A 25064-nucleotide genomic window follows, 5' to 3' on the forward strand; every position below is an offset into this window, starting at 1 on the left:
GACGCGACGGGCTTAGGACGGCCCGATGCCGGTGAACAGCCAGCCCGCGAGTTGTCGGCCGACGTTGGCAAAACCAGAGTCGAAGGCCGCAGCGATGAGGCCGAGGGTGCCGGTGTTGAACGCCCCCGAGAGGCCCGCGCCGCGGTTGAGGATGCCGGACAGCTGCGTGCCGAAGTTGTAAAAACCCGAGGCGGCGCCCAGCGACACGTCGGACATGGCGTTGTACCAGCCGGACATGCCAGTGCCGGTGTTCCAGTACCCCGAGCCGCCGCCCCCGCCGGCGTTGAAGAAGCCCGACGAGGCCCCGGTGGTGGTGTTCAGGAAGCCGGGTGTGCCACCGAACCCGACGATGGGCACGTTGACGGGGCCGAGCGCGCTGTCCAGATGCAGGTCGAGCGGAATCCGGTCGATGACGACCAGCGGCGGGATGTCGATCGCCGGGATGGCATTGGACAGGCTGAGCCCCAGCGGAAGCTGAGGGATCGCACCGCCGGGGACGGTGATTCCCGGAATGGTCAGCGACAGCGGCAGGCCGATGCTGACTGGATCCAGCGGGATGGTGAAGCCCGGGAAGTCGATCGTCGCGGAGTCCCAGGCCACGGCTGTGATGGTGAATCCCTTTGCGGTGGAGGTCGATCCGCCGGGACTGGCCGTCACGACCTTGATCGGTGGTAGGTAGCTGGGCGTCAGCCACACGTCCGACATCGATCCGGAGGTGCTGGTGACGTCGCCGATGGTGACGGGCCCCAGGATCAGGCCGGGGGTGGTGAGGGAGAAGGGTTCGACGGTGATCGAGCCGATGTCGATGGTGGGGTTGACGCCCAGGTGGATGGTGGGGATGTCGAAGGAGGGGATCGGCACCGGGCCGATGCCCCCGGCGGCGGTGATGCCCCACGGGATCGGCGGGATGTAGATGTGCGGCAAGACGGTGATGGGACCGATGCCCCCGGTGACGTCGGCGGCCACGAGGGGGAATTGCGGAAGGGTGTAGTCGAGCGAGTAACCGATCAGGCCCTGATATTCGCCGCGCCACAGGATGCCGTTGCTGTAGTTGCCGCTGATGAAGGCCCCGGTGTTGACGCTGCCGGAGTTGGCGAACCCGGTGTTGGCATCACCACTGTTCAACCAGCCCGTGTTGGTATCCCCAGGATTGAGATCACCGGTATTGGTGTCGCCCACATTGAACGACCCGGAGTTGTAATGCCCGACATTGCCCACACCACTGTTGAAATCACCCGCATTGAACAACCCGGTACTGGCCGTCCCACTGTTCCCGACACCGGTGTTGTAGCTACCCGAGTTGAACAACCCCACATTGCCGGTCCCGGAATTGAAGAACCCGATATTGCCGGTCCCCGAATTGAACAACCCGAGATTGCCCGACCCCGAATTCAACCCACCGATACCGGTCAGGTTGTCCCCCACCAACCCGATCCCGAGATTGTTGCTGCCCGAATTGGCCAACCCGATATTGCCCAGACCCATGTTGGCCGCACCGAAGTTGCCGCCACCGGCGTTACCGAACCCGGCGTTGCCCCCCACCCACGCCCCCAGCGCCGCATTGCCGAAACCGACATTGCCGTCGCCGACATTGCCGAACCCGTAATTGCCGGACCCGACATTGCCCAACCCCACGTTGTGCAGGCCCAGATTGCCCAACCCCACGTTCAGATCCCCGACATTGCCCCACCCCAGATTCAGCGAACCCGCACCGGCCCACCCCCCGCCGATACCCGAGAGCATCGCCGGCGTCACCAGACCCAAAGCACTGGTGTTGTACACCCCCGACACCCCAGCGCCCCAATTCAACAAACCCGACTGCAACATCCCCACATTGCCCAACCCCGACGCCGTCCCCACCACCGCACTCGACGCCTGATTCCACCAACCCGACACTCCCGCACCGAAATTGCCGAAACCCGAACCCCCACCCCCACCACTGTTGAAGAAACCCGACGACGGCAACGCCGTCGTATTCCCGAAGCCCGGGGTCAGTGGAACGTCGATCAGCCGAACGTGGCTCGCGATGACGTATGCGGTGCCGTCGACGTTGGCCGAGATCTCCGGCCAGGTGATGGACGGGATGGTGACGGCCTGGGTACCGGCGATGACGTCGAGGTTCAGCAACGATGCGTTGCCGAACCTCAGGCCACCCGGGAATAGGGTGAGCGCGTCGATGCTGCCGGGAACGCGGAAGCCCACCGGGATCTGCCCGACAGAGATGACCGGAGTATTGAACGCCCGGGTGGCCGCGTTGACCAGGATGTCCGATCCACCACCGAAGCCCGGGCCCATCACGATCTGGCCCGTGGCGTAAGGAACGCCCGAATTCCCGCCGATCGAATAGAAAGTCACCGTCGGATCGTTTGTCCATATTTCGATCGGGTCTATCTTCGTGTAGGCGCCGACGCTGGCGGACACGATCTGGTGAATGGTGGCAGAAATGCTGGGAATACTGACGGATGGCAGGGTGAACGGCCCGATGTTGACGATTCCCGTGATGTTCGGGTCGGGGATGGCGATATTGATTTCGGGAATGATGAACTCACCCATCGCGACGTTGCCGCTGAGATGCAGGTTGGTGGAAGGAATTGGGATCGGCGGGAGGACGACGGGCCCGAAGCCACCGGCCACGTGCGCATCCACCAGCGGGATCTGGGGAATGTCCAGGTTATAGGAGTAGCTGAACAGGCCCTGGTATTCGCCCCGCCACAGGATGCCGTTGCTGTAGTTGCCGCTGATGAAGGCCCCGGTGTTGACGCTTCCGGAGTTGGCGAACCCGGTGTTGGCATCACCACTGTTCAACCAGCCGGTGTTGGTATCCCCCGGATTGAGATCACCGGTATTGGTGTCGCCCACATTGAACGACCCGGTGTTGTAATGCCCGACATTGCCCACACCACTGTTGAAATCACCCGCATTGAACAACCCGGTGCTGGCCGTCCCACTGTTCCCGACGCCGGTGTTGTAGCTACCCGAGTTGAACAACCCCACATTGCCGGTCCCGGAATTGAAGAACCCGATATTGCCGGTCCCCGAATTGAACAACCCCAGATTGCCCGACCCCGAATTCAGCGCCCCGATCCCGGTCAGGTTGTCCCCCACCAACCCGATCCCGAGATTGTTGCTGCCCGAATTGGCCAACCCGATATTGCCCAGACCCATGTTGGCCGCACCGAAGTTGCCGCCGCCGGCGTTACCGAACCCGACGTTGCCCCCCACCCACGCCCCCAGCGCCGCATTGCCGAAACCGACATTGCCGTCGCCGACGTTGCCGAACCCGTAATTGCCGGACCCGACATTGCCCAACCCCACGTTGTGCAGGCCCAGATTGCCCAACCCCACGTTCAGATCCCCGACATTGCCCCACCCCAGATTCAGCGAACCCGCACCGGCCCACCCCCCGCCGATACCCGAGAGCATCGCCGGCGTCACCAGACCCAAAGCACTGGTGTTGTACACCCCCGACACCCCAGCGCCCCAATTCAACAAACCCGACTGCAACATCCCCACATTGCCCAACCCCGACGCCGTCCCCACCACCGCACTCGACGCCTGATTCCACCAACCCGACACTCCCGCACCGAAATTGCCGAAACCCGAACCCCCACCCCCACCACTGTTGAAGAAACCCGACGACGGCAACGCCGTCGTATTCCCGAAGCCCGGGTTCGCCGGGATGAGCGTCAGGGCGACGCTGCTGTGCGGCACGCTGACGTTGACGTCGAAGTGCAGCGGCAGGTCGATCGAGTAGCCGCCCGGGAAGAAGGTGATCGGATCGAGCAGACCGGTCGCATCGATGGTCAGGGGAATCGCCTGTTGCGGAATGTTCAGGCCCCCTGGGAACAGGGTGAACGCGGGCAGGCCACCGGACAGATCGATGGTCAGCGGGATGCTGGACGTGGCGATCTGCGGGATTTCGATGGCCGGCAGGCTGATGGTGAGCTGTCCGGTGGTCGCCGGGCCGGGTCCGGTGTGAATGGTGATGCCCTTGTCAGGCGCCAGGAAGGGACCGGTGCTGCTCGAAGTCGACCCGACCAGCCAGTTCACGCCGAGTGCCGTCAGCTTGATGACGGGTAGCGACTGAGTCGTTTCCCCGGTGCCGGCAGGGGTGCTCAGGGGGACGACGATGTTCTGCGCGGGAATCGTGGTGGGTCCCAGCAGGACGATCGGCGCGATCTCCATGACTTCGTGCATGTCCAGGCCCAGCGCCGGAACGTCGATCTGCGGGATGGTGAACGGGCCGATCTCGAACAGTTCGTGGACGTCGAACAACGACATGCCCGGGAGATCGATTTGCGGAATCTCGACTGGCCCGAGATTGACCGTTTGGTGCAGGTCGAGAATGGTCGTGGCAGGGATCTCGATATTGATCGACAACCCGGCCAGCCAGTGCCGGTCCCCAGTCCACAACACCCCGTTGTTGAAGCTGCCGGAATTGAACGCTCCGGTGTTGACGTTGCCCGTGTTGAACATCCCGGTGTTGGTGTCGCCGACGTTGAACCAGCCGGTATTGACATCGCCGGAATTGAAGTCACCGGTATTCGTGCTGCCGACGTTGAAGCTGCCCGTGTTGTAGTGGCCGGCATTACCGACGCCGGTGTCGAAATGACCGGCATTGAACAACCCGGTACTGGCCGTCCCACTGTTCCCGACGCCGGTGTTGTGACTACCCGAGTTGAACAACCCCACGTTGCCGGTCCCGGAATTGAAGAACCCGATATTGCCGGTCCCGGAATTGAACAACCCCAGATTGCCCGACCCCGAATTCAGCGCCCCGATCCCGGTCAGGTTGTCGCCGACCAACCCGATCCCGATGTTGTTGCTGCCCGAATTGGCCAACCCGATGTTGCCCAGGCCCATGTTGGCCGCGCCGAGGTTGCCGCCGCCGGCGTTACCGAACCCGGCGTTGCCTCCCACCCAAGCCCCCAGGGCCGCATTGCCGAAACCGACATTGCCGTTGCCGATGTTTCCGAAGCCGTAGTTGGCGTTCCCGATGTTGCCGAATCCCAGGTTGCTCATGCCGAGGTTGCCGAACCCCACGTTGCTGCCGCCGACGTTGCCCGCGCCCAGGTTCAGCACGCCGTCATTGCCCAGGCCGATGTTGATGCCGCCGACGTTGCCCAGGTTCAGCGCGTTGGCGAAATCCAGATACTTCAACTCGGCGAAGAACGGATCGAAGATGCTGGGCGGGGCGGGATAGGTGATCATCGCGATCAGACCGTCGAGGGACAACCCGGACATGTGGTGGCCCATATTGCTGAAACCCGACATCAGCGCCGGTGTCTCGGGATTCAGCGTGGTCACGTTGAACAGGCCGGAGATGCCGGCGCCGAAGTTCATGAAGCCGGAGCCGCCGCCACCGCCGGTGTTGAAGATGCCTGAGGACGGCAGGGTGGTCGCGTTGCCGAAGCCGGTGACCGGCTTGATGTCGATGATCGAGATATTGATCGGCGCAACTGTGGTGAGCAGGTCGAAGTTCACCGGGATTGCCGGGACGGTCATTCCCTGGATGGAGACGGCCGGGATGTCCGCCGCCACGTTGATCGGCACGGTCCCCGAGATCGACATTCCCTTGATGACGGAGGCCGGAATGTCGATGGGCGGTATGTCGATGGGGATGTACTGAGTGATGTCGATGGCGTCCAGCGGAACTTCGGGGATGGTGATGGTCAAAGGCGCCGTGACCGCGGCGACGGCCGGGAAATCACCGAGCGCGACAGGGCCGAGCTCCCCCTCGAAAACGATATTGAGGCCGCCCGGGTCCAGCACGAATTTGTACGGGAATGCCGGAATATTGATGTTGCGCAGGATCACCGGGCCGTAGGCGTAGTTCCCGGTGATGTCGGTCGACTGCAGCAGCGTGGTCTCCGGCGCGAAGAACCGCACCAGGGCACCGCCGTCAAACCCGATGTGGATTGCGGGGATGGGGATGTCCGGTACGGCGAAGCCGTAGTTCACATCTGCGGTCAGCGCGAAGCGGAGCGGCGGAAGGATGTCGATGTCGGGAATGACGATCGGGCCGACACCACCGGTTGTGGTGACGTGTATCGGGAATTCGGGAATCGTGATCCCGTAGGAGAACCCGAACAGGCCCTGGTGGTCGCCCCGCCATAGCGAGCCGTTGCCGTAGCTACCGGTCATGAAGGCGCCGGTGCCGACGTTGCCCGCGTTGCCCACACCGGTATTCGCGCGACCGGTGTTGAACCAACCGCTATTGATGCTGCCCGGATTGAAGTCGCCGGTGTTGACATCGCCGACGTTGAAGCTGCCGGTGTTGTAGTGGCCGGCGTTGGCCAGGCCGGTGTTGACATTGCCGGCGTTGAACAATCCGACGTTGCCGGTCCCGCTGTTGAAGAATCCGAGGTTGTTGCTGCCCGAGTTGAACAACCCGATGTTGCCCTGCCCCGAGTTGAAACCGGAGGTGAGGCCACCGATTCCGTACTGGTTGTCGCCGACCAGCCCGATACCGATGTTGTTGTTGCCGATGTTGGCCAACCCGAGGTTGCCGTTGCCGATATGGCCGAACCCGACGTTGCCGTTTCCGAGATTGCCGAACCCGATGTTGCCGCTCCCGGCGTTGCCCAGGCCCAGGTTGAGGTCGCCGAGATTGCCGAAGCCGATATTGGAGTGGCCGACGTCGGCCAGGCCGAGGTTGACAAGCGCGGGGTTCAGCACGGTGCCGTTCAGGAACGCTCCCGACAGCAGCTGGCCGACGTTGCCCATACCGGAGACCGCCGCGGGCGTGGCCAGGTCCAGCACGCTGGTGTTGTAGACACCCGAGACACCCGAGCCGAAGTTGAGCAGACCCGAGCCGAGCCTTCCGACGTTGGCGAACCCAGAGGTTGTCCCTGCCAAAGCATTTGAGGCCAGGTTTCCCCATCCCGACATGCCCGAGCCGAAGTTGCCGAAGCCGGACCCCCCGCCGGCACCGGTGTTGAAGAATCCCGAGGACGGGGTGGTGGTCGTGTTCCCGAAACCCGGGACCGGCGGCACGTCGACGATCGGGAAACGGATGGCGCCGATGGTGACCGTCCCGTCGATGGTGGCCGGGACCGACATCGTGAAGCCGTTCGGCAGCAGCGTGAACCCGTCGATTCCACCGACCAGGTTGGCGACCCCCGCTGAGCCTTCCGGGATGGTCAGGCCCTGCGGGAAGAAGGTGAAGGCGTCGTTGCCGCCGGTCACGCTGGCTTGCACCAGCCGTTGCGCGAGAATGTCGAAGCCGTTCGGGAGAAGGTTGATCTGAGGGACGTTTACGTTGAACGCGAGGGGAATTGGGCTTCCCGGTGTGGCACCGCCGAACGTGGGGCTGGGTACCTTGATGTTCATCAGGTAGCCCGTTCCCAGGGTGACCTCCTTCACCTCGACCAGCGGGTTGCCCAGGGTGAAGGAGTTGAGGGCGAGCGATACCGCGCCGCCGAAGGCGTCGAGCGCCTTCAGCGGCCCGATGGTGTTCGCCCCGAGATCCACGGTTCCCAGCCCTTGCACGGGGATGGCCGGAACGGTGATCGGGTCGAAGTGGATCGGGCCCAGGCCGATCGATGCGTTGGCGACCCGGAAGTGCAGTGCAGGCACCGCAACGGGCGCAATGTGCACGGGTCCGACGAGACCCGCAACGTGGGCGGTGACCGGGAATTCGGAGATATACGGCCCGAAGTACGCGCCGAACAGACCCTGGTAGCCGCCCCGCCAGAAGACGCCGTTGCTGTAGTTGCCCGACATGAAGACTCCGGTGCTCACCGAACCCGAGTTGGCAAAGCCGGTGCCGGCGTGCCCGGTATTGAACCATCCGGTGTTGATGCTGCCCGGGTTGAGGTCGCCGGTGTTGGTGCTGCCGACGTTGAAGTTGCCGGTGTTGTAGTGGCCGGCGTTGGCCAGTCCGGTGTTGAAGTTGCCCGCGTTAAAGAGCCCAGTCGATCCGGTTCCGCTATTGCCGATGCCGGTGTTGAAGTCGCCCGAGTTGAACAACCCGAAGTTCCCGTTGCCGCTGTTGAAGAACCCGGTGTTGCCGGTGCCTGAGTTGAACAAGCCGATATTCGCGCTGCCGGTGTTCAGGTAGCCGAAGCCGGTCAGATTGTCGCCGTTGAGCCCGATACCGATGTTGTTGTTGCCGGTGTTGGCGAACCCGATGTTGTCCAGGCCGGTGTTGGCGGCACCGAAGTTGCCGCTGCCGGCGTTGCCGAACCCGAGGTTGCCCAGGCCCGGCAGGCCCAACGCCACACCCGAGTTACCGAACCCGATATTGCCGTGCCCCAGGTTGGCGAACCCGAAGTTTGCGTCCCCGACGTTGCCCAGACCCAGGTTGTGCCCGCCGAGGTTGCCCAGGCCCAGGTTGTAGTCCCCGACATTGCCCAGTCCGAGGTTGAAGTTGCCGACGTCGGCGAATCCGAAGTTGGCCATGACCGTCCGATTGAGTGCGGTGCCGATCGACACCATCCCGGCCAAGTTGTGGCCCACATTGCCCAGGCCGGAGACCACCCCGGGAGCCGTCATGTCCAGCCCGCTGGTGTTGTAGAAGCCCGAAATCCCTGAGCCCCAGTTCAGCAGGCCCGAACTCCAGGTGCCGGCGTTGCCCACCCCGGAACCCGCCCCCGTCAACGCGCCGGACGCCTGGTTCCACCACCCCGACAGGCTCGATCCGGCGTTGCCGAACCCCGATGTCCCGCCCGCGCCGGTGTTGAAGAATCCCGACGACGGTGCCGTCGTTGTATTCCCGAAACCGGGGCTTGCCGGCATGTCGAGGAGATGGACCGGGATGGGCCCGACGGTGATGCCTGCCCCGATGTCCAGCGGGATGCGGTCGATGGTGATCGCCGGAATGGTGAACCCGTCGATCTGCCCGGAGATGTCGATCGTCACCGGAATCGGATCCCCGGGGATGCTGAAACCCGGAATGGTGAAGCCCGGGGTTCCCACCGACAACGTGGTGAGCAGATCGAGTGCCGCATTGGGGACGGCGATACCGTCCGGGAACGCCGTGATCGCCGGCGTATTCCAGTTCATCACCAGGTTCAGCGCGGGGAAGTTGGTGTTGATCCGGATAGGACCGGTGGTATTGACGGTGCCGTCGCTGGAAATCGTTTGCATCGCCGGGATTTGGATCACCCCCGGGATCCCCACGTTGGTGCCCAGGTTGCCGGCGGGGATGGTCACGTTGAGCGGCCCCCACTGTTGGGCGTTGGCAAGTTTCAGTGGGGAGAGGGTGAGCGGCCCGACGCTGATCGAGATGGGGGTGCCCCCGCCGAATGCGGGTACCACGATGTCCGGAATGACAAGGGGCGGAAGGTAAAACGTGTGATGGATGTTCAACGGGATGGTGGGGAGAATCGGGATGGGCAGCAAGGTGATGGGGCCGATGCCGCCGACGAGGCCCAACCGGATCGGGATGGGCGGGATCGAGAAGCCCGCCTCGGACCCCCACAGGCCCTGGTAGTCGCCGCGCCACAACAGTCCGTTGCTGTAGTTGCCGGACACGAAGGCGCCGGTGTTGACGTTGCCCGCGTTCGCGACGCCGGTGTTGGTGTTGCCGGTGTTGAACCACCCGGTGTTCACGTTGCCCGGGTTGACGTCGCCGGTGTTGAAGCTGCCCGCGTTGAAGCTGCCAGTGTTGTAGTTGCCGGTGTTCCCCAGACCCGTGTTGAAATCACCGACATTGAAGAAGCCGGTGCTCGCCAACCCCGAATTGCCCAGCCCGGCGTTGTAACTGCCCGAGTTGAACAGGCCGAAGTTGCCGGTGCCGGTGTTGAAAAAGCCGATGTTGCCGGTGCCCGAGTTGAACAACCCGATATTGCCGGTCCCCGAATTCACCCCGGCGATACCCGTCAGGTTGTTGCCGCTCAGTCCGATACCGACGTTGCCCGTGCCGGTGTTGGCGAATCCGAGATTGCCCGAGCCCATGTTGCCGAAACCGACGTTTTTCATGCCGGCGTTAGCCAGGCCGATATTGCCGCCGGCCAGCAATCCGAGTGCGGAATTACCGAATCCGAAATTCGCGTCACCGATATTGCTCAGACCAAGGTTTAGACTCCCGGAATTCGCGAAACCCAGGTTCTGGGTGCCGGCATTGGCCGCGCCCAGATTCAGAATCCCCACGTTCCCCGCGCCGATGTTGCCATTGCCGACCTGGGCAAGTCCGGCGTTCAGGGTGAGCGTCTTGACCATGTCAGCAAACGACGGCAGGGGGGCTAACGCCGCCGCGGCACCCGCATGGTAGCCGGCCATTGCCGCCACATCCTGGGCCCACATCTGCTCGTAGGCGGCCTCGGCAGTCGCGATGGCCGGTGTGTTCTGCCCAAACAGATTCGACAACACCAACGACAACAGGTGGGACCTGTTGGCGGTGATCAGCAGCGGGTGGACCGTCCCCGCCAGCGCCGCCTCGAACACGGCGGCCGCAACCCGGACCTGCCCGGCGGTCGCCTCCGCGGCGGCGGCCGCCGAATCCAGACAGGCCGAGTACGAATTGGCGGCGGCCGTCATCGCCTGCGAAGACGGGCCGAGCCAGAAGGTATCAGCCACCCCCGCGGTCAGCGAGTCGAACGACGTCGCGACCGAACTCAGCTCGGAGGCCAGTACGTCCCACGCAGCGGCCGCGTCCAGCAAAGGTCCCACACCCGCGCCGCCATACATCAAGATGGAATTTACTTCGGGGGGGAATGCATGGAAGCTCACCCGCCTCGCCACCTCATAGTCTTTCAGTGCAATCCACGCAAACCCTGATTAGCAATTTGTGTGGTTGTTATTTGGTGAGCCATTCGAACATCTACACCGCGTCGGAGCGCGACGCGGCGCGCGACCAATGATGCTCTGCGCAATACGGTGACCCAAGGTCAAATTGCCCACATCGGTCCCGCTAAATAGTGCAGAGTGCACAGCCGCCCGTGGCACTGGCTAAGGCGCGGATCAGGGCCCTGTTCCGATATAAATCAGGCCGGACAGTTTCTGGCCGATATTCATCCAGCCGGAGTTGAACGCCTGGGTGATCAGGTCGAGCGTGCTGGTGTTGAACACCCCCGACATGCCGGCGCCGCGGTTGAGCAGCCCGGAGAGCTGCGTGCCGAAGTTGAGGGCTCCCGATGACGATCCGAGCGACGGGTCGGAGATCGCGTTCAGGAACCCGGACAGCCCCGCCCCGGAATTCCAGAAGCCCGAGCCCCCGCCGCCGCCGACGTTGAACAAGCCCGACGACGGCAGCAGAGTCGTATTCCAGAAGCCTGGAGTCCTGCCGAAATCGACGATCGGAATCTCGATCGGACCGACGGTCGACGTGACGTGCAGGTCCAGCGGAATCCGGTCGATGACGGCGGTCGGGAGCCCGAACGCGGGCGTGGCGAAGTTCAGCCCGAAGTTCAGCGGGATGCTGGGAATCCCGCCGCCGGGAATGCCGGAGCCGGGGATGGTCAGGGATATCGGTAGTCCAATGTGGATTGGTGCCAGCGGAATGGTGAACCCGGGGAACGTCGCCGTCCCGGCCAGAATCGTAATCGGGTTCACGGTGAATCCCGGCGACGAGCCGGGGATACCGGCCTGGCTGCCCGAGATCGTGATCGCTCCGGGTACGCGCAGGGCGTAGCTGGCGACCACGACGAAGTCTGAACTGCCCCCGGAGATGGACGTGCTCGGGGCAGTGCTGTAGTTCACCACGAAGCCGGGGACGCTGACACTGAATTGGCCGACGCTGATCGGGCCGATATCCAGGGTGGGGTTGATGCCGAGGTGGATCGAGGGGATCGGGATGGACGGGATGCTGACCGGGCCGATGCCACCATTTGTGTTGATGTACAACGGGATTGACGGAATCTGGATCGGCGGCAGCACCGTGATCGGCCCGACGCCGCCGATCAGGTCGCCACCGACCGCCGGGAACTGCGGCACGGTGTAACCGAGTGCGACGCCGGCCAGGCCCTGGTAGTTGCCACGCCAGAGGATGCCGTTGCTGTAGTTGCCGGACATGAACGCGCCGGTGTCGATGCTGCCGGTGTTGACGAAGCCGGTGCTGGCATGTCCGGTGTTGAACCAGCCACTGTTGATGTCGCCCGGGTTGAAGTCGCCGGTGTTGACGTTGCCGGCGTTGAAGCTGCCCGAGTTGTAGTGCCCGGCATTGCCCAGACCGGTGTTGAAATTCCCGGCATTGAACAGCCCCGTGGACGCCGTGCCGGCATTGCCGATGCCGGTGTTGTAGTTGCCCGAGTTGAACAGACCGAAGTTGCCGGTGCCGGTGTTGAAGAACCCGACATTGCCGGTCCCGGAGTTGAACAAGCCCAGATTGCCCGACCCCGAATTCAGCGCTCCGATTCCGGTCAGGTTGTCGCCGCTCAGCCCGATACCCACGTTGTTGTTACCGGTGTTGGCCAACCCGATATTGCCCAGGCCCACATTGGCCAGCCCCACGTTGTTGTTGCCGGCATTGCCCAGCCCGACGTTGCCCAACCCGGCCAGACCGGCCGACAACCCGCCGTTGCCGAACCCGACGTTGCCGTGCCCGACATTGGCGAACCCGACATTGAGGTCACCGATGTTGCCCAGGCCCAGGTTCTGCGACCCGAGGTTGCCCAACCCCAGGTTGAGGTCCCCGATATTGCCCAGGCCCAGGTTGAAGTTGCCGACGTCGGCCAGACCGATGTTGGCGATCAGCGTCCGGCTCACCCCGTCCCCGGCCGTCAACAACCCCGCCACGTGATGACCCACGTTGTTCAAACCCGACACCAACGCCGGCGCCCCCAGGGCTGCGGTGTTGTAGAACCCCGACACCCCCGAACCGAAGTTGAGCAGGCCGGAATTCAGCGTGCCGACGTTGAAGTAACCCGAACCCGTGCCCAGCAATGCGTTGTGCGCCTGGTTCCACCAACCGGACATGCCGGCACCGAAGTTGCCCCAGCCCGAACCCCCACCGGCCCCGCTGTTGAAGAAGCCGGACGACGGGACGGTCGTCATGTTGCCGATGCCCGGTGTGGCCGGGATGTTGACGAACGGGATGTTGCTGGAGATCACGTACACGGTGCCGTCGACGTTGCCCAGGATCTGCGGGAAGGTGATCGCCGGGATGTCGACGCCCAGGCTGCCCGCGCTGACGCCGAGGTTGACCAGGTTGGCCGCCGGGAACGTCACGCCGCCGGGGAAGACGGTGATCGGGTCGACGAAGCCGGGTACGTGGAAACCCGCGGGAATCCGGCCGATGTTGAGTTCGGGGGTGTTGAAGCCTTGGGTGACGATGTTGATGAAGGTGTTGGCTTCGCCCGCCAGGCCACCATTGGCCGTGATGTTGTTGACCGCGAACGGCGTGGGGGGATCAAGGATCGACGACGGGAAGTAATCCGCGCCGAACGAATAGTAAGTGGGGCCAAGGTAGATGCCGGACCTGTCACCCTCCGTCCAGATGAGGAACGGACTGATAGCTGTGTTCGGTCCCCGCACCGGGTCGGTGTGCATGACGACTTTGATGGAGTCGATGCCGGGGATGTGGACGGACGGGACATGGATCGGACCGAATCCGATGCTTCCGATGATGTCGGGGTTGAGCGCGGGGATGTCGATCTGCGGAATGGTGAACGAGCCCATCGCGACGTTCCCGCCCAGTTGCAGGTGGGTGGCCGGGATCGGGATGGGGGGAATGACCACGGGGCCGAACTCGCCGCTGCCGTGAATGTCCAGCAACGGAATGTGCGGCAGCGGATATTCGTAGTGCAGGCCGAACAGACCCTGGTATTCCCCGCGCCAGAACAGGCCGTTGCTGTAGTTGCCCGACATGAATGCGCCGGTGCCGACGTTGCCGGTGTTGACGAAGCCGGTGTTGGCGTCGCCGGTGTTGAACCAGCCGGTGTTGATGTTGCCCGGGTTGAAGTCGCCGCTGTTGGTACTGCCGGCGTTGAAGCTGCCGGTGTTGTAATGACCGGGGTTGGCCAGGCCGGTATTGAAATTGCCCGCATTAAAGAACCCAGTAGAGGCCGTTCCGCTATTGCCGATACCGGTGTTGTAGGTGCCGGAATTGAACAACCCGAAGTTGCCGGTGCCGGTATTGAAGAACCCGACGTTCCCGGTCCCCGAGTTGAACAGGCCGATATTGCCGCTTCCGGAATTCAGCGCGCCGATGCCGGTCAGGTTGTCCCCGACCAGGCCGATGCCGATGTTGTTGTTGCCGCTGTTGGCGAACCCGATATTGCCCAGTCCGACGTTGGCCAGGCCGACGTTGCCACCGCCGGCGTTGGCGAAGCCGACGTTGCCGATGCCCGGCAGTCCCACCGTCAGGCCCGCGTTGCCGAACCCGACGTTGCTGCTTCCGACATTGCCCAGTCCCAGATTGCCGTCACCGACGTTGCCGAAGCCCAGGTTCTGCAGGCCGATGTTGGCAGCGCCCAGGTTCCAGCTGCCGATGTTGCCCAGTCCGACGTTGAGGTTGCCCACGTCGGCCAGCCCGACGTTGACGATGGGGCTCTGGTTGCCCGTCGTCCCCGCGGTGAAAAGCCCGGCCAGGTGCTGGCCGACATTACCGATTCCCGAGAGCTCCGCGGGTGTTCCCAGCGGCAGCGTGCTGGTGTTGAACAGGCCGGACACCCCTGAGCCGAAGTTCATCAGTCCCGAGTGCAGCGAGCCGGCGTTGAGCACGCCGGATGCGGACCCGGTGAACGCGCTCGTCGCCTGGTTCCACCAGCCCGACACGCCCGCACCGAAGTTGCCGAAGCCGGACACCCCACCTGCGCCGCTGTTGAAGAAGCCGGACGACGGTGTCGGCGAGGTGTTGCCGAAGCCCGCGGTCCGCGGGATGTCGATCAGCGTGACGCTGCTCTGCGGCATGGTGACGTTCAGCGCCGCGTGCAGGGGCAGCGAATCGATCGTGAGACCGTTCGGGAAAATGGTGATCGGGTCGAGAATTCCGGTGGCGTCGATAGTGAACGGAATGGCGTTCTGCGGAATGTTGAGTCCGCCGGGGAACAGGGTGAAGGCCGGCAGCCCGCCGCTGATGTCGATATTCAGCGGAATGGCGTCGGTCATGATCGTCGGGATATTGATGACCGGAATGGTGATCGAGTTGTAGCCGGACGTGGCGAAGCCGGTGCCGGTGTAGAAGGTGATGCCTGTGACCGGTTCCCGTGCCCAGCCGGCGTTGCCGTCGAATCCGAGGCCGTTGGGTTGCCCGATGGTCCATACGGCATCACTGATCAGCGGAACCCGCACCTTGACGATCGGCAGGGTGAATTCCGAGGCGAGGCCGGGCGGGTTGTTGAACGGCGTGGTGTAGGTCTGTCCGCCGAGCGTCATGCCCTGCAGGAAGACGATCGGCGGGATCTCCAAAGTCTGGTGAATATCGAGCTCGAACGCCGGAATATCGACCTGTGGGATGACGTAGGGCCCGACATTGATGATCTGGTGGACGTCGAACAGCGACATTCCCGGAATGTGAATGGGGTCGCTGAGTTTGATGGGCCCGAAGTCGAAGGTCTGGTCGAAGTCGAAAATGGTGCTCGCCGGGATTTGCAGGTCGTAGCGGAAGCCGAAGGTGCCGTGCCAGTCACCGGTCCACAGGGCGCCGTTGTTGAAGTTGCCAGAGTTGAACGCGCCGGTGTTGACGTTGCCGGTGTTGAACAGCCCGGTGTTGGTGTTGCCGACGTTGAACCAGCCGGTGTTGACGTTGCCCGGGTTGAAGTCGCCGGTGTTGGCGTCGCCGACGTTGAAGCTGCCGGTGTTGTAGTGCCCGGTGTTGGCCACGCCGGTGTCGAAATTGCCGGCATTGAAAAGACCAGTAGAGACCGATCCGCTGTTGCCGATGCCGGTGTTGTAGCTGCCCGAGTTGAACAATCCGAAGTTGCCGGTGCCGGTGTTGAAGAAGCCGACGTTGCCGGTCCCCGAGTTGAACAGGCCGATATTGCCGCTTCCGGAATTCAGCGCGCCGATGCCGGTGAGATTGTCGCCGGACAGGCCGATGCCGATGTTGTTGGTGCCGGTGTTGGCGAAGCCGATATTGCCCAGGCCGGCGTTGGCGAAGCCGGTGTTGGCGTTGCCGGCGTTGCCGAAGCCGACGTTGCCCAGACCGGCCAGTCCCGCGGTCAGGCCTGAGTTGCCGAATCCGAAGTTGCCGTCACCGATGTTGCCGAACCCGACGTTGCCGTCGCCGAGGTTGCCGAAGCCGAAGTTCTGGGCGCCGAGGTTGCCGAAGCCGAAGTTGGCGTTGCCGGAGTTGCCCGCCCCGAAATTGAGGTCGCCGAGGTTGCCGAAGCCGGCATTGATACCGCCGACGTTGCCGAGGTTGAGCGCGTTGCGAATGTCGAGGTTTTCCAGTTCCGCGATGACGTTGTCGAAGAATTCGGAGATGACGCTGGGGCCGGAGGGATAGGTGATCATCGCGTACAGGCCCTTGTAGGAGATCCCGGACAGATGGTCGCCGAGGTTGCTGAAACCCGAGATGAACGCGGGGGTGTTGAAGTCCACACCGGTGACGTTGAACAGGCCCGAGATGGCGGTGCCGGAGTTGAGTAATCCCGAGGACAGGCCGCCGGTGTTGCCCAGGCCGGAGAGGGTCCCCAGCATCGATTCTTTGGCGGCCTGGTTGAGCAGACCCGAGATGGCCGAACCCTCGTTGAAAAAGCCCGATCCGCCGCCGGCACCGGAGTTGAAGAATCCCGAGGAGGGCGCAGTGCTCGAATTTCCGAAGCCCGGGACCGGCTTGAGGTCGATGATCGAGATGTGGAACGGACCCGCCGTCAGCGGAATGTCGTAGTTCAGCGGGATCGCCGGGATGGTCATGCCGGTCAGGGAGATGGCCGGGGTGTCCAGCGAGTAGTTGAGCGGCAGGATGTCGCTCATCGACATCCCCTTGATCGTCTGCGCCGGGATATCGATCGGCGGGATGTCGATCGGGATCGCCTGGCTGATTGAAATCGCCTGCAAGGCAATGGGATCCATAGCCTGCTGGATCGGCACTGACAGGCCGCCGAGGGTCACGAAATCGAGGATCAGCGGGGCGACCAGTTCGAAGCCGATGGACGGCGGCAGGTTGAAGGGCGGATCTTGCAGCGCTTGGGGAACCGCCAGGTTGATGTTGAAGGGATTGAGGACGATGTTCGAGGCGGTGAGCGGGCCGGCGGTGACGTTTCCGGTGACGTTCAACGCGGAGAGCAAGGTGGTGGCCGGCGCCTCGAAGTTGACGTTGGCCCCACCGCCGAAGCCGATGTGAATGGCCGGAATCGGAATGTCCGGCAACGTGAAGCCGTAGTTGGCTGCTCCGCTGAGGTCGATGTGCAGCGGCGGCAGGATATCGATGTCCGGGATGACGATAGGGCCGACGCCGCCGGTAGTGACGATGTGGATCGGGAACTCGGGGATCGTGATGCCGTAGTAGAAGCTGGCTTGGCCGGCGTTGTTGCCCCGCCAGAACAGGCCGTTGTTGCCGTAGCCGCTGATGAAGGCGCCGGTGTTGAGGGTGCCGGAGTTCAGCAGGCCGGTGTTGGAGTGGCCGGTGTTGAACCAGCCGGTGTTGATGTCGCCCGGGTTGAAATCGCCGGTGTTGGTGTCGCCGGCGTTGAAGCTGCCGGAGTTGTAGTGCCCGGTGTTGGCCAGTCCGGTGTTGAAGTTGCCGGCATTAAAGAGACCGGTGGAAGCCGTCCCTGAGTTGCCGATGCCGGTGTTGTAATTGCCGGAGTTGAACAGGCCGAAGTTGCCGGTGCCGGTGTTGAAGAACCCGACGTTGTTGGTGCCGGAGTTGAACAAACCGACGTTGCCCTGCCCGGAATTGAGCCCACCGATGCCGGTGAGGTTGTCCCCCACCAGTCCGATGCCGATGTTGTTGTTGCCGGTGTTGGCGAATCCGATGTTGCCCAGACCCAGGTTGGCCAGCCCGATGTTGCCGCCGCCGGCGTTGCCGAAGCCGACGTTGCCGATACCGGGCAGACCCACCGACAGACCGGAGTTGCCGAACCCGTAATTGGACGTGCCGACGTTGGCGAATCCGACGTTGCTGGTGCCGATGTTGCCCAGGCCCAGGTTCTGCACCCCGATGTTGGCCGCACCCAGGTTGACGTCGCCGACGTTGCCGAAACCGAGGTTGCCGACGCCCAGGTCGGCCCACCCGATATTGGCGATGCTGCTGCCGGCATTGAGGGTGGTGCCGGCCAGGAAAAGTCCGGATAGGTGGTGACCGATGTTGCCCAGACCCGAGACCAGGGCGGGCGACCCCAGCGCGGCGGTGTTCAAGAAACCCGACACTCCGGCGCCGGAGTTCAGCAGGCCGGATCCGAGCCCACCGAAGTTGGCGAGGCCTGACGTCGTGCCCGTCAGCGCGCTCGAAGCCTGGTTCCACAGGCCCGACATACCGACGCCCGAGTTGCCCCACCCGGACCCCCCGCCCGGGCCGGTGTTGAAGAAGCCCGAGGAGGGGGTGGTGGTCGAGTTGCCGAACCCGGGCGTCGCCGGCAGGTTGATCAGCTGAATGGGGATCTCCCCGACGTAGGCGACGCCGTCGACAGTGGCCGGGATGCTGAGCGTGAAGCCGTTGGGCAACAGGGTGAAGGCGTCGATGCCACCGACCAGGTTTGCCACCCCGGCGGAGGCCTTCGGGATGGTCAGGCCGTTCGGGAAGAACGTGAAGGCGTCGTTGCCACCGGATACGTTGACCGTGGCCACCGTCTGGCCCGGAATGGAGAAACCGTTCGGGAGCAGGGTCAGCGCGTCGCTGGCAAAGGTGATCCGCAGCGGGATGTCGCTGCCCGGGGTGGGGCCGCTGATCCGCACCCCGCCCAGCGACAGGTTCGACAGGAAGAACCCGTTCGGGTTGCCGTACTTGTCGATCGCGACGAAGGGATTGTTGAAGAAGAACGAGCCGATGCGTGCCGAAACGGCGCCACCGAGCTGGTCGAGAAGCCGGATCGGAGCGATCGAATTGGCTGCCAGGTCAACCGAACCCACCGCATCGATGGGGATCGCCGGGACGGTGATGGGCGCGACGTTGATCGGGCCCAGGCCGACCGCCGCGTTGGTGACGGCGAAGTGGACCGCCGGGACCGGGATGGGCGCGACGTGGATGGGGCCGACCAGACCGGCGACGTGCAGCGTGACGGGGAACCGGGAGATGGTGGGGGCGAAGTAGGCGCCGATCAGGCCTTCGTAGTTGCCGCGCCACAGAATGCCGTTGCTGTAGTTGCCGGACATGAATGCGCCGGTGTCGGTACTACCGCTGTTGGCGATGCCGGTGCTGGCATGTCCGGTGTTGAACCAGCCACTGTTGATGTTGCCCGGGTTGAAATCACCGGTGTTGACGTTGCCGGCGTTGAAACTGCCCGAGTTGTAGTGCCCGGCATTGCCCAAGCCGGTATTGAAGTTGCCGGCATTGAAGAGACCGGTAGAGGCCGATCCGCTATTGCCGATGCCGGTGTTGTAACTGCCGGAGTTGAACAGCCCGAAGTTGCCGGTCCCGGTGTTGAAGAACCCGACATTGCCCGTCCCGGAGTTGAACAAGCCCAGATTGCCCGACCCCGAATTCAGCGCCCCGATCCCGGTCAGGTTGTCCCCTGAGAGACCGATCCCCAGATTGTTGCTACCGGTATTGGCCAACCCGACATTGCCCAACCCCGCATTGGCCAACCCGATGTTGTTGCTGCCCGCATTGCCCAATCCGACATTGCCCAGCCCGGCCAGACCCGTCGACAATCCCGAGTTGCCCAGCCCGACATTGCCGTTGCCGATATTGGCGAACCCGACGTTGAGGTCACCGATATTGCCCAGGCCTAGGTTCTGCGACCCGAGGTTGCCCAACCCCAGGTTGAGGTCCCCGATATTGCCCAGGCCGAGATTGAAGTTGCCGACATCGGCCAGACCGATGTTGGCGATCAGCGTCCGGCTCACCCCGTCCCCGGCCGTCAATAAGCCCGCTACGTGATGACCGACGTTGCCCAGACCCGACACCACCGCCGGCGCCCCCACCGCCGCGGTGTTGTACAAGCCCGACACTCCCGAACCGACGTTCAGCACGCCCGAACCCAGCGATGCGGCGTTGAGGTAGCCCGAACTCGTGCCGACCAGGGCACCGGCCGCCTGGTTCCACCAGCCTGAGACACCGGACCCGAAGTTGCCGAAACCCGACACCCCGCCCGCGCCGCTGTTGAAGAAGCCCGACGACGGCGCGGTGGTCGTGTTCCCGAAACCCGGGGACGCGGGAATGTTGATGCCCTGAATCGGGATCGGGCCGATCCGGATGCCGGCACCGACGTCCAGCGGAATGCGGTCGATGGTGATGGCCGGGGTGGTGAACCCGTCAATCTGGCCATCGATGTCGATGGTGAACGGAATCGGTTGTCCCGGGATGCTGAATCCGGGGATGGTGAATCCCGGGGTTCCCAGCGACAGATTGGTGAGCAGCGACAGCGGGTTGTCGGGAATGCTGATCGCATTCGGGAAAAGCTTGACCTCCGGGGTATTCCAGTTGACGTTGAAATTCAACACGGGAATTCGGGTGTCAATGTGGATCGGCCCGGTAACGGTGCCGTCGGAGGCGGTGGTCGCCGGTATCGTGACGATTCCCAGAGCGTTGAAGGGACCGGCCGAGAAAACGATAGACGGAAATTGCTGTTGCGCGACGAGCGTGATCGACGAAACCGTGAGCGGTCCGATGTTGATCGGTATGCCGGTGCCCACCGAGAATGCCGGAATGGTGATGTCGGGAACGGCCAGGGGCGGGATGTTGAAGGTGTAGTGGATGTTCAGCGGTATGGCCGGGATGATCGGAATCGGCAACAGCGTGATCGGGCCGATGCCGCCGTTGATGCCGATCCCGATGGGAATGGCCGGAATCGACGATCCGGCGCCGAAGCCGAACAGACCCTGGAAATCACCGCGCCACAGCATGCCGTTGCTGTAGTTGCCCGAGATGAAGGCTCCGGTGTTCACGTTGCCGGAGTTGGCGATTCCCGTATTGGTGTTGCCGGTGTTGAACCAGCCGGTGTTGACGCTGCCCGGGTTGAAGTCACCGGTGTTGGCGTTGCCGATGTTGAAGCTGCCGGTGTTGTAGTGGCCGACATTCGCCAGCCCTGAGCTGAAGTTGCCGGTGTTGAAGAACCCGGTCGAGCCCATCCCGGCGTTGCCCACACCGGTGCTGTAGCTGCCGGAGTTGAACAACCCGAAGTTGCCGGTCCCGCTGTTGAAGAACCCGACGTTGTCGGTGCCCGAGTTGAACAGGCCGATGTTGCCCTGCCCGGAGTTGAGCCCCCCGATGCCGGTCAGGTTGTCACCGGTCAGACCGATGCCGATGTTGTTGTTGCCGGTATTGCCGAAGCCGATATTGCCCAGGCCGATGTTCGCAAGGCCGACGTTGCCGCCCCCGGCATTGCCGAATCCGACATTACCCAGACCGGCGGTACCGAGTGTCAAGCCGGAATTGCCGAGGCCCCAATTGGCGGTTCCGACATTTCCCAGCCCGAAATTGCCGTCACCGACGTTCGCGAAGCCCAGATTGCGCACACCGGCATTAGCGGCGCCGAGGTTGAACGCACCGACGTTGCCCAGGCCGACGTTGTAGTTGCCGACATGAGCCCATCCCGCGTTGAGGCTGAGCACCTTCGAGGGGTCGGTCAGGACGGCGTTGACGAATGCGTTGGCGCCGCCGACGAGGTCGGCGAACGCGGGCAACCCGGACGCCACCGCGGCCGCGCCGGCGTGATAGCCCGCCATCGTGGCCACATCCTGGGCCCACATCAGTTCGTAGGCTGCCTCGGCGGCCGCAATGGCCGGCGTGTTCTGGCCGAAGATGTTCGTCATGGCCAGCGACGTGCGCTGCAGCCGGTTGGCGACGATCGTCAGCGGATCCACGAGCGCCGTCAGCGCCGCCTCGTACACCCCCGCGGCCGCCCGGGCCTGCCCGGCCATCACGGACGCCTGTGCCGCCACCTCGGTCAACCACCCGGCATACGGTGCGGCCGCGGCCGCCATCGCCGCCGACGCCGGACCCTGCCATGAGGCGTTGGCCAAACCGGAGGTCACCGACCCGAACGATTGCGCCGCGGCTCCCAGCTCAGCTGCCAACCCGTCCCAGGCGTTGGCCGCCGTCAGTAACGGCTCCGAACCGGCGCCTGCCCGCATCAATAAAGAATTAACTTCGGGAGGCAAGAGCTGAAAGTTCAACCGCACCACCTTCCGTCGATTTGGGTGCAGATCATGGTCTCATCACTCGTCATTAGGCGTAGCGCCTTTGACCAAGCGGCTCGATTTCCGCAGCACCGGCTCGTGGGCGTAGATATTCGCAGCCGAAAGGCCGATGACTCCAGTGCGAAATAACCAATTGAATTCAATATTGTTGTGCAAAGTGCACAATCGCCCGGGGTAAACCCCGGACCGGCCCCGTGGCGCACCGGCGCGCTGCGCGGCTTGCCGCGGGATATGCACTGCTTATCTAGGGGCTAAAGTTGGTTCGATGCCTCCACCCGCGCCGCCAGCGCTGACCGTTCGGTACGACGGGTCGGAGCGCACGTTCGCGGCGGGCCACGACGTGGTCGTCGGTCGCGATCTGCGCGCCGACATGCGCATAACCCATCCGTTGATCTCGCGCGCCCACCTACTGCTGCGCTTTGACCAGGGCCGCTGGCTGGCCATCGACAACAACTCGCTCAACGGCACCTACTCCAACGGCCGCCGGGTGCCGGTGGTCGACATCAACGACGGCCAGACGGTCAACATCGGCAACCCGGACGGGCCGCTGCTCATCTTCGAAGTCGGGCGCCACCGGGGCCCGGCCGGGCGCCCACCGCAAACCGAATCGCTGCCGGTCCTGCAGCCGTCGGGGCCCGCCGGGCCGTCGGGTGCCATGCCAGCCGGGCCACCAGGACCCCCGCCGCCTCCAACCGGACGCCAGGCCACCTGGGTGGGACCGTTGCCGGGACGACAGAATGCCGGCGGTCCCCCACCGCCGCCACCGGGCCAGCCGGTCTACCCGAGCAGCGGGGCCGGATGGGCCCCGCCCGGTTACCCGTCGAGCGGACCGCCACCGCACGCCGCGTCCTCATCGCATATCCCGCACCCGCCGCCGCCGCCGACGCCCAGGCAGCCGCTGCGCGCTCCCGGCCCACCCGCCGGCGCGAAGCCGCCCGAGCAGAGCAACATCGCCACCAAGATGTTCCAGGCCCTGCTGGGCACGGGCACCCACGAGAAGCCGGCCGGTTCGGTCACCATCGGCCGCTCCACCGACAACGACATCGTCATCCAGGACGTGCTCGCGTCCCGGCACCATGCGTTCCTCACCCTCACTCCGCTGGGCGCGGAGATCAGGGACAACAGCAGCGTCAACGGCACCTTCGTCAACGGTGTGCGGGTCGGGTCGGCCATCCTCACCGAGGGCGACCTGGTCACCATCGGCAACGTCGACCTGACGTTCACCGGCGGCACGCTGGTCCGCCGTACCGCGGTGGCCTCGCGCACCGGCGGCCTGGAAGTGAACTCGGTGACGTTCACCGTCGAGGGCGGCAAGCAACTGCTCGACCACATCTCGCTGACCGCCCGGCCGGGCACGCTGACGGCGATCATCGGCGGGTCCGGCGCCGGCAAGTCCACGCTGTCGCGCCTGATCGCCGGCTACACCAGCCCCAGCACCGGCAACGTGACCTTCGAGGGCCACGACATCCACGCGGAGTACGCCTCGCTGCGCAGCCGGGTCGGCATGGTCCCCCAGGACGACGTGGTGCACCGGCAGCTGACGGTCAGCCAGGCCCTCGGGTACGCCGCCGAGTTGCGACTGCCACCGGACACCAGCAAGGCCGACCGCGCTCAGGTGGTCGCCCAGGTCCTCGAGGAACTCGAGCTGACCAAGCATGCCGAGACCAGGGTGGACAAGCTGTCCGGTGGCCAGCGCAAGCGGGCGTCGGTGGCCCTCGAACTGCTCACCGGACCGTCGCTGCTGATCCTGGACGAGCCGACCTCCGGGTTGGACCCGGCGCTGGACCGGCAGGTGATGATGATGCTGCGCCAGCTGGCCGACGCCGGCCGCGTGGTGCTGGTGGTCACCCACTCGGTGTCCTACCTGGATGTGTGCGACCAGATCCTGCTGCTGGCGCCCGGCGGGAAGACCGCGTTTCTGGGCACGCCGAACCAGATCGGCGAGGCGATGGGCACCACCAACTGGGCCGACATCTTCACCAAGGTGGGCGCCGACCCGGACGAGGCGAACCGCCGCTTCCGGGAAGGAAACCGGGAGCCGGAGCGTCCGTCGCAAACCAGTCCGGCGGCCGACCTCGGCGAGCCGGTGCACAACAACGGGTTCCGGCAGTTCTCCACCATCGCGCGCCGCCAGGTCCGGCTGGTGGTCTCCGACCGCGGGTATACGGTCTTCCTGGCGTTGCTGCCGTTCCTGATCGGCGTGCTGACGCTGACCGTCCGCGGCAAAACCGGGTTCGGCATGGCCGATCCGCTCAGCAGTGCGCCCAACCAGCCCGGGCAGATCCTGGTGATGCTCAACGTGGGAGCGGTGTTTATGGGCACTGCGCTGACCATCCGTGACCTGGTCGGCGAGCGGCCGATCTTCAAGCGGGAGCAGGCGGTCGGGTTGTCCACCGGCGCATACCTGGCCGCCAAGATCGTGGTGTTCTGCGCGTTCGCGATCATGCAGGCCTTCATCGCGACCACCATCGCGGTGATCGGCTGGGGCAAACCGCTCTCGGATGCGGTGCTGCTGGGCGACGTGAGATTCGAGCTGTTCGTCACGGTCGCCGCCACCTGTGTGGCGTCGGCGATCCTGGGCATGGCCCTGTCGGCGATCGCCAAATCCCAGGACCAGATCATGCCGCTGCTGGTCACCGCGATCATGTCGCAGCTGGTGTTCTCCGGCGGCATGATCTGGGTGACCAACCGCACCGGCCTGGACCAGCTGTCCTGGGCCACGCCGGCCCGGTGGGGCTATGCGGCGGCGTCGTCGACCATCGACACCCACCGCCTCACCCCCGGCCCGACCGACCCCAAGGACCAGCACTGGAACCACACCGCGAGCGCCTGGCTGTTCGACATGGCCATGCTCGGCGTGTTGTGCATCATCTACAGCACCATCGTCTGGTGGAAGATCCGGCTGAAGCGCCGTTAACGGCGGCGCGCGCCGCTTA

Annotated in this window: 3 protein-coding genes; 1 reads left to right on the forward strand and 2 read right to left on the reverse strand. The window is 64.3% G+C overall.

Annotated features, from left to right (window positions below):
* Positions 1 to 12: 12 nt before the first annotated feature.
* Both QXK92_RS13435 and QXK92_RS13440 read right to left on the reverse strand, forming a co-directional pair.
* Positions 13 to 10674 carry a PPE family protein gene (locus tag QXK92_RS13435; RefSeq protein WP_306242095.1) on the reverse strand — a complete coding sequence of 3554 codons (10662 nt, stop codon included), beginning with the start codon at positions 10672 to 10674 and terminating at the stop codon, positions 13 to 15.
* A gap of 231 nt (positions 10675 to 10905) precedes the next feature.
* Entirely contained in the window at positions 10906 to 22104 is an 11199-nt protein-coding gene (locus QXK92_RS13440; RefSeq protein ID WP_306242096.1) for a PPE family protein, read from the reverse strand.
* Positions 22105 to 22393: 289 nt separating this feature from the next.
* Between QXK92_RS13440 and QXK92_RS13445 the strand changes: the two genes are divergently transcribed.
* On the forward strand, positions 22394 to 25045 hold the full coding sequence (locus QXK92_RS13445; protein ID WP_306242097.1) for an ATP-binding cassette domain-containing protein: 2652 nt from the start codon (positions 22394 to 22396) through the stop codon (positions 25043 to 25045).
* The last annotated feature ends 19 nt before the right edge of the window (positions 25046 to 25064 follow it).

This window comes from Mycobacterium sp. TY815 (assembly GCF_030755135.1).
Taxonomy (GTDB): domain Bacteria; phylum Actinomycetota; class Actinomycetes; order Mycobacteriales; family Mycobacteriaceae; genus Mycobacterium.